Origin of the sequence: uncultured Campylobacter sp., assembly GCF_937997595.1 — a bacterium.
GTDB lineage: Bacteria > Campylobacterota > Campylobacteria > Campylobacterales > Campylobacteraceae > Campylobacter_B.
This window is the reverse complement of sequence record NZ_CALKTS010000176.1, coordinates 1-13,208: the sequence shown is the minus strand read 5'-3', so window position 1 is coordinate 13,208 and position 13,208 is coordinate 1. Positions and strand designations below refer to the sequence as shown.

General features: G+C 48.8%; 15 protein-coding genes and 1 pseudogene. 9 read left to right on the top strand and 7 right to left on the bottom strand.

Features of this window, described 5'->3' with window-relative positions; all coding sequences use genetic code 11:
* Positions 1–1,733: translation initiation factor IF-2 (infB, locus tag Q0614_RS06465; RefSeq protein WP_298787405.1), on the top strand; the 1,733-nt coding region annotated here is incomplete at its 5' end.
* A gap of 872 nt (positions 1,734–2,605) precedes the next feature.
* Here infB and Q0614_RS06460 read toward each other — a convergent pair.
* On the bottom strand, positions 2,606–2,830 hold the full coding sequence (locus Q0614_RS06460) for a hypothetical protein (protein WP_298787403.1): 225 nt from the start codon (positions 2,828–2,830) through the stop codon (positions 2,606–2,608).
* A 40-nt stretch (positions 2,831–2,870) separates the two neighbouring features.
* Here Q0614_RS06460 and rbfA point away from each other — a divergent pair, with 40 nt between their 5' ends.
* The gene (gene rbfA, locus Q0614_RS06455) at positions 2,871–3,236 is read left to right on the top strand and encodes a 30S ribosome-binding factor RbfA (RefSeq protein WP_005872391.1); all 366 of its coding nucleotides are present in this window, start codon (positions 2,871–2,873) and stop codon (positions 3,234–3,236) included.
* Positions 3,229–3,648: a ribosome maturation factor RimP gene (locus Q0614_RS06450; protein WP_298787401.1), complete on the top strand. Its 420-nt coding sequence runs from the start codon at positions 3,229–3,231 to the stop codon at positions 3,646–3,648. Before rbfA ends, Q0614_RS06450 begins: the two co-directional genes overlap by 8 nt.
* Positions 3,649–4,729: 1,081 nt before the next feature.
* Here the strand turns inward: Q0614_RS06450 and Q0614_RS06445 are convergent.
* Complete coding sequence (locus Q0614_RS06445; RefSeq protein WP_297948785.1) at positions 4,730–4,984, bottom strand: hypothetical protein; 255 nt, start codon at positions 4,982–4,984, stop codon at positions 4,730–4,732.
* Between the two features lie 544 nt (positions 4,985–5,528).
* Between Q0614_RS06445 and ribD the strand changes: the two genes are divergently transcribed.
* Positions 5,529–6,686, top strand: a complete 1,158-nt coding sequence (ribD, locus tag Q0614_RS06440; RefSeq protein ID WP_298787399.1) for a bifunctional diaminohydroxyphosphoribosylaminopyrimidine deaminase/5-amino-6-(5-phosphoribosylamino)uracil reductase RibD — start codon at positions 5,529–5,531, stop codon at positions 6,684–6,686.
* A gap of 4 nt (positions 6,687–6,690) precedes the next feature.
* Here ribD and Q0614_RS06435 read toward each other — a convergent pair whose 3' ends face one another.
* From Q0614_RS06435 to Q0614_RS06425, 3 genes are all read right to left on the bottom strand, one after another.
* Positions 6,691–7,221 (bottom strand): hypothetical protein, encoded by a 531-nt coding sequence (locus tag Q0614_RS06435; protein WP_298787397.1) that lies wholly within the window; start codon positions 7,219–7,221, stop codon positions 6,691–6,693.
* 74 nt (positions 7,222–7,295) lie between these two features.
* Complete coding sequence (locus tag Q0614_RS06430) at positions 7,296–7,667, bottom strand: transporter (RefSeq protein WP_298787394.1); 372 nt, start codon at positions 7,665–7,667, stop codon at positions 7,296–7,298.
* A 158-nt stretch (positions 7,668–7,825) separates the two neighbouring features.
* Complete coding sequence (locus Q0614_RS06425; protein WP_297897360.1) at positions 7,826–8,182, bottom strand: hypothetical protein; 357 nt, start codon at positions 8,180–8,182, stop codon at positions 7,826–7,828.
* A gap of 17 nt (positions 8,183–8,199) precedes the next feature.
* Here Q0614_RS06425 and Q0614_RS06420 point away from each other — a divergent pair, with 17 nt between their 5' ends.
* Entirely contained in the window at positions 8,200–8,469 is a 270-nt protein-coding gene (locus Q0614_RS06420) for a hypothetical protein (protein ID WP_298787392.1), read from the top strand.
* A gap of 436 nt (positions 8,470–8,905) precedes the next feature.
* Here the strand turns inward: Q0614_RS06420 and Q0614_RS06415 are convergent, their stop codons facing one another.
* Together Q0614_RS06415 and Q0614_RS06410 are read right to left on the bottom strand one after the other, a co-directional pair.
* Complete coding sequence (locus Q0614_RS06415) at positions 8,906–9,862, bottom strand: cation diffusion facilitator family transporter (RefSeq protein WP_298787388.1); 957 nt, start codon at positions 9,860–9,862, stop codon at positions 8,906–8,908.
* Between the two features lie 52 nt (positions 9,863–9,914).
* A complete protein-coding gene (locus Q0614_RS06410; protein ID WP_298787386.1) occupies positions 9,915–10,790 on the bottom strand; it encodes an ABC transporter six-transmembrane domain-containing protein in 876 nt (291 codons plus the stop codon).
* A 165-nt stretch (positions 10,791–10,955) separates the two neighbouring features.
* Between Q0614_RS06410 and Q0614_RS06405 the strand changes: the two genes are divergently transcribed.
* The 4 genes and pseudogenes from Q0614_RS06405 to Q0614_RS06390 all read left to right on the top strand — a co-directional run.
* The gene (locus tag Q0614_RS06405; RefSeq protein ID WP_298787384.1) at positions 10,956–11,330 is read left to right on the top strand and encodes a cupin domain-containing protein; all 375 of its coding nucleotides are present in this window, start codon (positions 10,956–10,958) and stop codon (positions 11,328–11,330) included.
* Positions 11,331–11,465: 135 nt separating this feature from the next.
* A complete protein-coding gene (locus tag Q0614_RS06400) occupies positions 11,466–12,101 on the top strand; it encodes an NAD(P)H-binding protein (RefSeq protein WP_298787382.1) in 636 nt (211 codons plus the stop codon).
* Positions 12,102–12,181: 80 nt separating this feature from the next.
* Complete coding sequence (locus tag Q0614_RS06395) at positions 12,182–12,592, top strand: Rrf2 family transcriptional regulator (RefSeq protein ID WP_298102753.1); 411 nt, start codon at positions 12,182–12,184, stop codon at positions 12,590–12,592.
* 159 nt (positions 12,593–12,751) lie between these two features.
* Positions 12,752–13,208 (top strand): annotated as a pseudogene (locus tag Q0614_RS06390) (ankyrin repeat domain-containing protein); the annotation flags it as partial.

Here is a 13,208-nt window from a genome sequence, read left to right as displayed (position 1 = left end):
GTGTCTATGAGTTCGCCGATAAGATCAAAAAGCAGCCTAGCGAGATCATCGGCAAACTATTTGCGCTTGGGATGATGACGACGAAAAACGACTTTTTGGACGAGGACGCGATAGAAATTTTAGCAAGCGAATTCGGCATCGAGGTAAATATCATCGATGAGGCGCAGGAGTTTGATTACATCAAGGCCTACGAGGACAGTGAAGGAGAAGAAAATTTAATCGCCAGAGCGCCTGTCATTACCATCATGGGGCACGTCGATCACGGCAAAACGAGCCTGCTCGATTATATCCGAAACTCTCGCGTTGCAAGCGGCGAAGCGGGCGGTATCACGCAGCACGTAGGCGCGTATATGGTCGAGAAAAACGGCAGAAAGATTACCTTCATAGACACTCCGGGCCACGAGGCCTTTACTTCGATGAGAGCGCGCGGAGCCGAGGTTACAGATATCGTAATTATCGTAGTGGCCGCAGACGACGGCGTCAAGCCCCAGACCAAGGAGGCTATAGCTCACGCTAAGGCCGCAAACGTGCCTATCATCATCGCGATAAATAAAATGGACAAGCCTAACGCCAATCCCGATCTCGTAAAAACGGGGCTTGCAGAGCTTGATATCATGCCTACCGAGTGGGGCGGCAGCTACGAGTTTGTGCCGATCTCTGCAAAAACGGGCGAGGGAATCGAAAATTTATTAGAGATCGTGCTTTTGCAAGCCGATCTTTTGGAGCTCAAAGCAGATCCTAGCAAGCAGGCTAAAGCAACCATCATCGAAAGCTCCCTTCAAAAAGGGCGCGGCGCCGTTGCCACCGTCATCGTGCAAAACGGCACTCTGCACGTTGGAGACACCGTCGTAGCGGGGATCGCATACGGCAAGGTGCGCGCGCTTAGCGACGATAAGGGCAGGGCGCTAAAGCAAATTTTACCGGGCGAATGCGGCGTCATCATAGGCCTTAGCGAGGTTCCGGGCGCCGGCGAGACGCTGATCGGCGTTTCGAGTGATAAGGAAGCGCGCGAGTACGCAAGTAAAATTTACGAGCATCAGCGCCAAAAGGAGCTTAGCAAATCGACCAAGGTCACCATCGACGAGCTAAGTGCCAAGATCGCCGAAGGCTCGCTAAAAAGCCTTCCTGTGATTGTCAAGGCCGACGTCGCAGGCTCGCTGGAAGCTATTAAAGCAAGCCTTGAGAAGCTCCGCAACGACGAGGTCAAGGTCGATATCATCCACAGCGGCATCGGCGGTATCACGCAAAACGACATCGCCTTAGCAAGCGCCAGCGAAAACTGCGTGATCTTGGGCTTCAACGTCCGTCCTACGGGCGAGATCAAAGAGCTTGCCAAGGAGCGCGGCGCGCAGATTAAGACCTACAACGTCATCTATAATCTAATCGACGATATCAAGGCGCTTTTGGGCGGACTTATGAGCCCGATCATCAGCGAGGAGGCCTTGGGTCAAGCCGAGATCCGTCAGGTCATCAACGTGCCTAAGATCGGGCAGATCGCGGGCTGTATGGTTACCGACGGCCTTATCGCTCGCGGCGCAAAGATCCGCGTCATCAGAGAGGGCGTCATCGTTTTTGAGGGCAACGTCAGCTCGCTCAAGCGCTTCAAAGACGACGCCAAGGAAGTCGCCAAAGGCTTCGAGTGCGGCGTAGGCATCGAGGGCTACGACGATATGCGCGTGGGCGATTTTATCGAAAGCTACAAGCAAAAAGAGGAGCAGGCTACGATCGACTAATGCTCGCGGATTTCGCGTGGGCATTCGCTTCGTTTGCACGGTTTGCGGCTAAATTTGAAGTCGCGATCGCGCTTTGAAATTTTATGCTCGCAGAATTTGGGCGTTAAATTTCGCCTTTTAAATTTAGCGGCGGAATGCGCGAGAAAGGCTTTAAATTTTGTCGGTTTCTGCGTGAGGCTCTGCCGCGTAGCGTCAGTTTTGAAATTTTAATGTTTTAGATTTTTCTTGCGGCGCGGCTTTGCGATCAAATTTTATTTTACGCTGCTTGCTGATCGCGGATTTTCCGCGCGACTTAAATTTTAAATTTAATCGCAAAGTTGAAATTTTAAAGCGGCAAAATTTAGATTTCGCGCAGCATCGAAGCGTTTTTAAAATTTAAGATAAATTTCGAAGCGGCGCAGTGTGCGGCAAAACAGCAGCGCGGAGGACGGCGCTGTGTAAGCGGCGCAAAATAAGACCGAAACGGCGCGTGGTGCCATCGCGGCGCTGCCAAAAGACGGCAGCGCGGATATCGCAAAAGCGACGCAGTAAGCGAGCGTGGCGCAAAGAGGGTGTCGCCGCGCGCTGTATTATTGCGGCGCCAAGACGGGCAGTGCGGCAGCAATATAGCGCCGTGGCGAGCAGAGCATGGCGCAGAATAGCATTGAGCCTCAGTGCGTAAATATTTCTGCGGTAGCGCTGCGGCTATGCGATGAGCTTCCGTATGCGAGCCATTAAATTCTCGCGTGATCTGCGTTTTAAATTTAAGCGCGAAGCGCGCGGGCTAAAATTTAAAAGCAAAATTTCAAAGCCGAGATTGTGCCTTTTAAAATTTAAGAGCGAAATTTTAAAAAGTGCGGCGCCGCTCGCAGTGTCTGCGCGCAGTAAACCGCTCAGAATTTAAATAGACGCTCCGGCGCGACGCAAACCGCGTCAAATTTAAACAGACCGCGCCGCCGCAGGGCGGATATTTCGTCATGCCGAAGCGAGATAAAATTCTGCGTTGCCGCCGCGCCGAAGCGAGATAGAATTCTGCGTCGCCATAAGACGGATGCGAGATAAAATTCTATGTCGCCGCAAGACGGACGCTCCGCTGCGACAAAGCAATAAAATTCCATCGCCGCGTAATCTGCGGCGATTTAAGATAGCGAGGTAAAGATGAATCCGACCGAACTCAGAAGACTGCGCACGCAAAGCGTGCTAAAGCAGCTCATCCCCGAAGCGCTCGCGAGCCTAGAGGACGAGCTTTTGCGCGGGCTGTGCGTCACCGACGTGGAGTGCAAGCGCGGGCGCTACGACGCGTTTGTGTATCTGGATAAAAACGCCTTCGACGAGCGCGAGCAGGAATTTGTGCTCGAAAAGCTCGGCCGCGTGGCGAGATATTTGCAAAACTTCTGCGCCGAGGCGGAGGGCTGGTACCGCTGCCCCGCGTTTCACTTCAAATTTGACGATCGCTTGGAGTATCAAAACAAAATGGACGATCTTTTCGACAAAATAGAGGAGGAGTTGCGCAAAAATGGTTGATTTAGAGGCTTTGGCGCGCGAGTGCGGCGTGCAGCTTTACGACGTGGAGACGGTGAGCGAAAACGGCAGAACGATCTATCGCATCAGTATCACGAAAGCAGGCGGCGTGGGCCTAGACGACTGCGAGCGGCTATCGCGGCTGCTTTCGCCGATTTACGACGTGGAGCCGCCGTTTGAGGGCGAATGGACGCTGGAGGTCGGCTCGCCCGGGCTTGAGCGCAAGCTAAGCAAGCCACAGCATTTCGCAAACTCCGTGGGCGAGCTGGTGCGCCTAAGCCGCACGGACGGGCAGAAGCTAAGCGGCGAGGTGCTTGGCTGCGAAGGCGGCGTGCTTAGACTGCGCACGGACGGCGGCGAGGTAAGCGTGCGACTTGACGAGATCAAAAAGGCGCGAACCTACGTGCAGTGGTAGCGGCGAGAAATTTTAAAATTTTACGCGCAGGGCTTTGGGGTACGGCGCTTGAGAAGCGCAGACTTAAATTTTAATCTAAAGAGGCGGGGCTAATTTGGATTTGCCTCGCTTTTTGCGCGCTTTTAAGTATCGCTCCTATCGCGAGCCACGCATGCGCGCGGTATCTCTCGCCTTGCTTTTTAATTTGACGCGCGATATTCGGTGCGGCTTTCAAAAACACATACCGCGCGCGAACCTTTCGCGTTGAGCTTGATCGTATCGCACGAAAGCATTTCTGCGTTGCAATTGTTCGCATGCGCACCGCGGCGAAACGCTGTTTCGCCAAGCTTTCAGCGGAGCTTGCGCCCGCGATTATCGACATGTGATACGAGCGCGCGTGCTGCGGGCAGAGCGAAAATTTCGATAAATATGAGCCTCTCGCGCGGACGTGCCCGCAGCACCGCCTTGTTGCGTCGCATGGGCACGCGAGCATGTTAAATTTTGGATTTTTTAAAAATTTGCCGCTGTCGGTCGCTTTTGATCTCTCGCGGCGCTCGGCGCAAAATTTTAAAATTCCGGCGCCGCTTGTTTGTTTTGAAATTTCAGATCGCGCCGACAAAAGATAATTTTTACGCCACTGGGCGGCGCTTTGAAATTTCAGATCGTACCGCTAAAAAGCAAGCTTCGCGGCGATTGCTGCTGTGCAAATTTTTAATTCCCATGCCGCGCGTGCCGTTTTGAAATTTCACACTGCACCGTTAAAAGGTAAGTTTTGCATGACATTTGCGCGCCACTTTGGAATTTCACGGCATGTCGCTAGAATCGGCTAAATTTAAAATTTACGCGCTATTTCGGCACGGTAAAATTCCACGCTAAAATTCCGCCCGTAAATTTTTGATACAAAATTTCTGCGCTAATTTTCGCCTTAAAATTTTACCCGCAGAATTTTAAGCGACTAAATTCTGCCCGTAAAATTTACATTTTAAAGCTCTGCGGGCGGAGGTTCGCGCGCGTTCGGCGGGAGCTTAATTAGCCGCCGGCGAATTTTAATGTTCGTCCGGCAAAATTTTAATCACCGAGCAAGCGGCGCGGATGTTTGCGACTATGAAGCGGAAATGCCGATTGTGGCTAGCAGCATGGGCGAGGTCATGAGCCCTACGATCGTAAGGATCCACGCTAATATCGCTATTACGAGCGAGGCTTGCTTTTTGACGGCTTGATAGGTCGCGGCGATCGCGCACAAAAACGCAAGCGGAACAAAGACGATCCCTAGAAAAAATATCCCTAAAATCGCAAAGACTATGGAGAGTATCCCAAGCACATTTGATTGGGGTTGAACGGTTGGTTGTTCAGACATTTTAATCCTTTGAAAAAAATTATGTAATTCTACCCCCCCCCCCCCTGAATTTGAGCTGAAATTAAGCCGTGCCTTTTGGGACTGTATATTCACGCTCGATTGCGATTTTGCCATGGCGCCTATTAAAATTTTATTTCTCAAAGCCGGCTTCTCCACGCTATCGGCAGACGCTCTTTTGCACGATAAGCGTAAAATTTTGTGCCGTCCGTGCACGAAACGGACGCCGCAAAATTTGCGATTTAGGATAAAATTCTAAAACCTGTGGTAAGATTTCGCAGTTTCGCTTCCGCGCGGAATTTCGCCCGGGCACATACGGCGCGCGGCTTGCAAGCTCTGATAATTTAGCGTTTAAAGCAAGCTCAATGCCTTACAGATAGGCTAAAGCGCGAGGTCGGCGTCATCCAGCGCAGCAAGGATGAGCGCAGGTGAGCTAGTCGGTTTACACCCGAGGCGCGATTTGCTGGGAGTAGGCGAGTTCTCCGCTCCGTCGTAATTTTGCTAAGCAAGCGTGGCGGAGCGGGACAATTTAAATTTTGGATATTTTATGAACGACGAATTTTACATGGATTTGGCGCTGCGGGCTGCGTGGCGCTATCAGGCTCTGGCGCTACCTAACCCCGCCGTGGGCTGCGTGCTTCTGGATAGGGGCGGCAGAGCTCTTGGCATAGGCGCGCACAAAAAGGCGGGCTTTTTACACGCCGAGGCAAACGCCGTTTTCGCCGCACTGTGCGATCTGGACCCAAATTTCGCGCAGAATTTTGCTCGCGAATACGCCCGCAAATTCGGCGTTAAATTTCAAAACACAAAAGCCCTAAAAAGCGCGCTTTTGCAGCCGAGCTTCACTTACGATTTCATCTTAAATCGCCACGGCGGGCTTTTGCGCGGCGCTTGCGCCTACGTCACGCTTGAGCCCTGCGCACACCGCGGCAGGACCCCGTCTTGTGCCGAGCTTTTGGCGGAGCTCGGGCTATCGCGCGTGGTAATCGGCGCGCGCGATACGAACGCGCAGGCTGCGGGCGGCGCGGAAATTTTACGCCGCGGGGGCATAGAGGTGAAATTTGACGTTTGCCATGCCGCGGCGGCGGAGCTTGCGGAGCCGTTTTATCTGGCGCGCGAAAGCGGCTTTTGCTTCATTAAAATCAACGCAACGCTAAACGGCGCGGTGCATGGGCGGATCGGTAGCGAGAAGCAGCGCGCGTTCGTGCACGAGCTGCGCAGCGTATGCGATTACGTAGGCGTGGGCGGGCAGACCGTGCGCGCCGACAGACCGACGCTGGACGTGCGTGCGGCTAAATTTGACGAAATTAGCACTTTGGTGGGTAGTGCTGATATGTCGGCGCTAGACGCGCGCGTTGCGCCGCAAAATCTAAAGCTGCGCGCGCCTGATGTTTGGATATACTCGCGCCGCGCGCTTTCGGATTTTGATGCGAGCATTCCGCTTTTCGGCGTCGCAGGGCGCAAGGTAGAGGTCTCGCAGTCGCTGCCTGCGGGTGCCAAAATCACGATGATAGAGGCGGGGGCGAGCTCGTTTGACGAGTTCGCGCAGTTTGCGAGCCACGCGCTTATTTTTTACAGCGCGCAGATGAGGGACGCGGGAAATTTTAGAGCAAATGCTGCGCTACAGCCGCTTTTCATCTCCAGCGCAGGCGATCCACACCTGGAAGCGAACGAATTTTACGGCTGGTTTAAAATTTTAAAATGAAAGGTTATATTACTGCCGATATAAAAATCAGCGCAACTACTATTATTATGACGAACACTAGCACTTTATCTATATTATATTTCCTTTTAGGGCTGCAATTTTGCAAGAAAGCCCCAAGCTTGTATTCACTGATATGAAATAGCCAGGCGGTCCAAATCGATCCGAGGGATAGGCACATCGCCGCAAATGCCGTATCAGACTTCTGCCATACGATCATGCCGAAAATCAAAAACAAAGACAGAAAAGAAACGATAATCACGCCTATCGTCGAAAAGGCGATAAAAAATATAAAATTTAGCTTGCAATCGATGCCTAAAATGCGAAAATTAATAATTTTATTTGCGATATAAAATGCGGAGATTATCGTTAAGATAGCTTTTGCGAGCTCGGCCTTAAAAGGAGCATAGGGCAATAGCAGTACGCCAAAAAACGCATTTAATATTATGCCAATGTGCGATAAAGTAAAGCCGAGCGAGAACGAGAATATGCCCATCAGTACGATGCCTAGGAGCAATTTGTAGAAATATATTTTCATACGCAATCCTTAAAATTCTGCGAAATTATACGCAATAGCAGCTTAAAATTTTGATTGCAAATTTAGCGTAAGCTTTAAAATTTTTCACGTATGCTGCAAGCAACGGCGCAGAGCGAGTATAAAAAACAGATATATGCCGCAAGCGGGACAAAAGCGACAAATCCCGAAGCATAAACTAAAGCGACTAGCACATATGTGGCATTTGCCAGCGCAGGTATGCTATAAGTCCAAAGCTCGGGCTTTTCAAAAGGGGTGTAGATATTATTCAAATACAAAGCTAAATTTAAGACAAGCAGTAGAAAAAATATATAATTCTTTTTCATAAAAGGAAAAACGGCGCAAACCAAGACTACTATCAAATTTAATGCGATAAGAAAACCTATGTAATTAATATCTATAAAGGCGCAAAGCAAGCCTAAAATTGCGATTAATATATGTTTTTTCATATCCAATTGCCGTCCTTTTTAATTCCTGCAATTATAATGCGTAGGTTTAAATTTTAATAAAAAAGTATTCCGTGCTTAAAATTCCGTCGCGCCGTGCGTGTGATCTACGCCTATTAAATTTAGCGCATACGGACGAAATTTAAACTGGGCATTTAGCTTTATCTAGATGCAAAAAAGATAAGACCCAACCAAGTTGCAGATATAATAAGCAGCAAGATAGGGAATAGCTTTTTATTGATCTCACCGCTTCTTTTTCGGCTGATGATCTGTAAAAATTTACCGAGCTCGTAATCGCTTTTGCGAAATAAATATACCGTTGAGCAGATACCCATGAATAATGCCGCGGCGGATAAAATTGCCATTAGTTTTTTATCTAAATCCATACCATATATCATAAAACCGAATGTTGCGATAAGAATAATGGCGGTAAGGGCTAAAATTCCTATCGTCGCAAAGGCGATGAAAAATATAACATTGAGCTTGCGATCGATGCCTTTGACATAAAAATCACTCAAACTGCTACTGATATAGAATGAAAATAGCTCAAGAATTACCGTCGAAAAAGGTAGACGAATATCGCCCGGGAATAAAAAATACCCCTTCAAAAGGCCTATTATATCAACATTTAAAAGTTTTGAGAGATGTAATGAAGCAACGTAAAATGAAATCAAAAAAACTGCCAAAAAGACATTGCCTAAAAGAAACTTGTAAATTAGGTATTTTATGTTTTTGCGCACCTTGGCTCCCTGAAATTTCGCGAGATTATACGGCAAATTTGCTTTTAACAGGCTCAAATAGGTAGGCAAATAATGAGTGAAATTTAGCCAAAATTTTGATGCGTAGTTTAAATTTATGGCTCTATTTATAGCTCAATTTGCGGCACGGAATTTTAAAATTTAGAGGCGCGGTATGCTTGGTTAAATTTAAAAATTCCGCAACGCATAGGCGCCGTTTTGAATGGTACAGCAACGCGCTGTGTAAAATTCTACTATTTTGCGTGTACAGCGCCTGATTTTGAAACGGCGTCCGCGGGGCGAAATTTTAAAATTCCGTTATGCGAATGGATTTAAAATTTCATAACGAGCGCAAAATTTTAAAATTTAAAATCTCAAAATTCTAAAATTCCGAAATCTCGCGGTGTGGGCAAAATTTAAAATTTAAAACTCAAGCCAAATTTTAAATTCCAAATCAAGCTAAATTTCAAAACTATAAGTCGAGCAGAATTCCAAATCCAAAATTTAATGACTATGCCCCAAATGCCCGCCTGCGCCATTTGATCTTACTTCGCAGATTAGCTCGTCAGCGCATTCGTTGTCGCTACTTTCAAGCTGCAGCGTCGTGTGCGTGATGCCCAGGTGCTCCATTTCGTGCGATATTTCTGCCATGATCCGCTCTGCCTCGCGCACGCTCAGCTCGCCGCTGACCACCACGTGAGCCGTGAGCGCGTTTGCGCCGCTTGTTATGCTCCAGACGTGCAGGTCGTGCACCGAAAGCACGCCGTCCACGCCCCTGATCTGCGCGACGAGCCCGTCCAGGCACACGCCCTTTGGCGAGCCCTCCATCAGGATGTTTAGGCTGTCTTTTAGCACGCCCCAGCCGCTTTTTACGATGAGCGCGGCCACGAGCACGCTAGCCGCCGCGTCCGCCCAGCCCCAGCCAAAGCACATCATCGCCAAAGCCGCCGCGATCGCGCCCACCGAGCCCAGGGCGTCGCCGAGTACGTGCATGTAGGCGCCGCGCATATTGACGTTTTCTCTCACGTCTCCGCCGCGCAGCATGTAGAGAGCCACGACGATGTTTACGACAAGACCCAGCGTGCTGATGGCGAGCATGCCCGCGGTGGCTACTTCGGGTGGGTTTTGCAGGCGCCGCGTCGCCTCGATGACGATAAAAACGGCGATGACGATGAGCGTGACGGCGTTTATCGTCGCGGCTAAAATTTCGATCCGCCTGTAGCCGAAGGTCTTTTGCAGATTGCCCTTACGTTCGCCAAATTTAAACGCAAATAGCGAAAGCCCGAGTGCTGCGGCGTCTGATAGCATATGTCCGGCGTCGGAGAGCAGGGCGAGCGAGTTTGTCGCCAAGCCGCCTGCGACCTCGATCAGCATAAAAGCGGATATCATAAGGAAGGAATTTCTCAAAACGGTTTTATTTGACGTGTGCGAATGCGCGCAGTGGGCGTGATTTTCGTGCATTTTGACCTCGCTTTTGGGCAAATTTTAGATACATTATACCTCAAAAAAGCGCTTAAATTTTATCTATATCGCCTTCTAGTCCGGCATCTACGCGCTTACCGATGTCTTTTAGCTTGCTAAACTCCTCTATTAGTCTCGGCGCGTCGTCAAGACTGATCGCAAACGTCCAGAGATAGGTGAGCACCGAGTAGATGTGGCCCGCGTTTGCCTGCTTGCTTGAGAGCAAAAATATCGCCAAACTAAAAATCGCCGCCGCACTCGCGCCGATGATGAAAAAGCTCATCGCCTCTCTGTTTGATATGCGGATACGAAGTTTTGAAAGCACGTCGTAGTGGCGCTTTAGCGTGCGCTCATCGCCTGCGCTTATGCGTCCTGCCTCGCGCTCTAGCTGGTTGTTTAGCTTTAGATACAAGCGGTCGTTTTTGGCGATGTATTTGGGTAGCAAAACTCCAAAAACCGCGAGCAGGGCAAAAACAGCCAAACCCACGTAGAACTCGATAAATAAAAGCATGATCGCCGAGCCGAAAATCGAGACGACCGAGGTAAAAAACACGGGAAAATGCTGCTCGAAAAAATCCACGAATTCGCGAGATAAATTTGCTCTCGCGATTACGGCGCTTTCGTCTTTTGCGGCTCTTTTTTCGTTCATTATCACGCTTACGACAAGTCCCGCGTATATCCTAGTAAACACCTGCGTATCCACGCGCCGCCTAATCGAGCCAAGCCCCCAGCCCACGAACACCATGCACGAGTAGCTAAGTGCCAAAAGCGTATCGCCCGCTACGATGGCGTTTATGGCGATACCAGCTAGTATGGGATAGACGAGAAATAGCCCGTTTTCCGCCAAAACCAGGCTAAACGTTAAAAACAGCTTTTTAAAATTTTTCTTTGCAATGAGCGTTAGCGTCTTAAATGCGCTATTTTGCATAAAATTCCTTTGGTTAAAATCGCGCGGATTCTAGCTGATTTTAAATTTTGCGTCAAATTTTGCGGAATTTTTTGCTGTAACCCTTGATATTACAACAAAATTTTATTATACTTCGCTCATCAGTTGTAAGTTATAGCATTACAACAAAAATCTAAGGAGACAAAGATGTCAAACTACAAGATCGTTTCAACGAAAAGCGAACCGAGAGTCGAGCTGAAAGACGCTCTAAATTTAAGCGGCTGCGAGCTTTCTATCAATGAGCTTCCCGCAAACGCGAGCGTGCCGTTCGTGCATTCGCACAAGCAAAACGAGGAGCTTTATTTGGTGCTAAAAGGCGGCGGCACGCTTTTCATTGACGGTGAGGAGACGGCGGTGGGCGAGGGCGACGCGATCCGCATCGATCCGGCTGGCAAAAGATGCTTTAAGGCGGGCGCGCAGGGGATGAAGTTTATCTGTATCCAGACCAAACGCGGCAGCCTGGAGCAGTATACGATGAGTGACGGCGTGATAAACGAGGACGTAAAGCCAAGCTGGCTGTAAATTTCGCAAGGCGCGCGATAAAACGCGAGCGTAAATTTTAAACTGCGAGGCGCGGCAAGACGGCGCCAAATGTGCGAGTATTAGCAGTAGCGGCTGTGCGAGCAAGCAAATAAAATCAAATTTAAAGGAGAAACAATGAAAGTAGCAATCATCGGAGCAAACGGAAAATCAGGTTTAAATTTGGTGCAAGAGGCCCTAAAACAAGGGCATGACGTAACGGCTATCGTGCGAAACAAAGAGTATAAAAACGGCGACGTTAAAGTAGTCTACAAAGATATTTTTGAACTAACAAAGACCGATCTAGCTGGCTTTGACGCTGTTATCAGCGCATTTGCGGCTTGGACGCCCGAAACATTTCCGCTTCATAAAAAGGTAGTAAAACACCTAGCAGATGCGCTTAGCGGTACGAAAACGAGACTACTCGTCATCGGCGGCGCGGGTACGCTATACGCGGACGATAAAGGCACTATGGCTATGGATACGCCTGACTTCCCGCCTGAGTATATGGGCGTGGCAAGGGCGACTGCGGAGTCGTTTTTTGAGCTAAAAGACAGAAGCGACGTGCTCTGGACCTACGTCTCGCCTGCTGGAGACTATGACGCAAACGGCGCTCGCACGGGCAAATACGTCCTTGGCGGCGATAATCTAATACTAAACTCCAAAAACGAGAGCTATATCAGCTACGCAGACCTAGCGCTTGCTGTCATAGACGAGCTAAAAAATGGCGCCTTCGTGCAAAAGCGCTTTACCGCCGTCGGCGAGAGGGCGTGAGCTTAAAATTTTGCTTAATTTAGCTAAAATAACGCCGCACGAAACTAACGTGCGGTTTTAAATTTAAATCAAGGTCGGCTATGCAAGTAGGTATAAAATTTTCACTCGCCGTTCACATTATGCTTTGCGTCGCGTATTTTCGCGAGGAGAAGGTCACGGGCGATTTCGTCGCCGCAAGCTCGGGGATAAACCCTGCCATCGCGCGCAAGCTGATCTCGCAGCTAAGAAACGCAGCCTTGGTACTCACGACCGCTGGTGTGGGCGGCATCACGCTGGCTCGCGACGCGCGGCTCATCACGCTTTTAGACATTTACGAGGCGGTGAGCGAGGAGGGCGCGATGTTTCGCCTGCACAAAGGCTCGCCTAGCGCCTGCCCCGTGGGCGGCAAGATCGAGGCGGTACTCGCGCCGCGCTTTGCTCGCATTCAGAATGATTTTAAAAAATCCCTATCAAGCGTGAGCTTGGCGGATCTTTTGAGCGATCTAGAATAAAGCTAATTAAAATTCTAAATACGCATTTATATTCTAAATTTGCTCGAATTTCAAGGCTTGCGGGCTAAATTTATATAAAATTTTACCCGCCCGCCATGTAAAATTTCGATTTAATTTGATTTAAGATATAATCCTCCTAATTAATTCTAAGGGGAAATTTTGAAATATTTAAAAGCCATATTGCAATTCATCGTAGTTTTTGCTTGCCTTATTTTGTATCTATTCATAAGCGGAAGAGTAGGACTTCATAAATCTCAATCTCACTACACTATTACGATAGGCTCTGATGCTACTAAAGAAGCGGGACTTGACAAGTATGTAAGCGAAGCGGAGATGCAAAGTTTTGCATTTAGACATTGGGATATAGATTATAATTCAAATCCAAAAAACATATTCAAAGAACCCGCCATAGACGTAGAGCTAAAAAGACTTTTAAAAAGCAAGCAAACTGATGAAATTTTAAAATTTATGAAAGATAACAATCTATCCGTCGATCATACTATGCACGGAGGGGTAACGCCAGTGATGTATTATAGCTTTTGGGACGATACAAATACCACTCAAGAGCTTATAAAGCTAGGTGCGGATATACATAAAAAAGATGAATACAAGCTAT

What these genes read in the sequence shown, in the direction of transcription:
- Q0614_RS06460 (WP_298787403.1), bottom strand. Translation starts at nt 2,830, where the DNA reads ATGGAATTTTATTGCTTTGTCGCAGCGGAGCGTCCGTCTTGCGGCGAC.
- rbfA (WP_005872391.1), top strand. Translation starts at nt 2,871, where the DNA reads ATGAATCCGACCGAACTCAGAAGACTGCGCACGCAAAGCGTGCTAAAG.
- Q0614_RS06450 (WP_298787401.1), top strand. Translation starts at nt 3,229, where the DNA reads ATGGTTGATTTAGAGGCTTTGGCGCGCGAGTGCGGCGTGCAGCTTTAC.
- Q0614_RS06445 (WP_297948785.1), bottom strand. Translation starts at nt 4,984, where the DNA reads ATGTCTGAACAACCAACCGTTCAACCCCAATCAAATGTGCTTGGGATA.
- ribD (WP_298787399.1), top strand. Translation starts at nt 5,529, where the DNA reads ATGAACGACGAATTTTACATGGATTTGGCGCTGCGGGCTGCGTGGCGC.
- Q0614_RS06435 (WP_298787397.1), bottom strand. Translation starts at nt 7,221, where the DNA reads ATGAAAATATATTTCTACAAATTGCTCCTAGGCATCGTACTGATGGGC.
- Q0614_RS06430 (WP_298787394.1), bottom strand. Translation starts at nt 7,667, where the DNA reads ATGAAAAAACATATATTAATCGCAATTTTAGGCTTGCTTTGCGCCTTT.
- Q0614_RS06420 (WP_298787392.1), top strand. Translation starts at nt 8,200, where the DNA reads ATGAAAATAGCTCAAGAATTACCGTCGAAAAAGGTAGACGAATATCGC.
- Q0614_RS06415 (WP_298787388.1), bottom strand. Translation starts at nt 9,862, where the DNA reads ATGCACGAAAATCACGCCCACTGCGCGCATTCGCACACGTCAAATAAA.
- Q0614_RS06410 (WP_298787386.1), bottom strand. Translation starts at nt 10,790, where the DNA reads ATGCAAAATAGCGCATTTAAGACGCTAACGCTCATTGCAAAGAAAAAT.
- Q0614_RS06405 (WP_298787384.1), top strand. Translation starts at nt 10,956, where the DNA reads ATGTCAAACTACAAGATCGTTTCAACGAAAAGCGAACCGAGAGTCGAG.
- Q0614_RS06400 (WP_298787382.1), top strand. Translation starts at nt 11,466, where the DNA reads ATGAAAGTAGCAATCATCGGAGCAAACGGAAAATCAGGTTTAAATTTG.
- Q0614_RS06395 (WP_298102753.1), top strand. Translation starts at nt 12,182, where the DNA reads ATGCAAGTAGGTATAAAATTTTCACTCGCCGTTCACATTATGCTTTGC.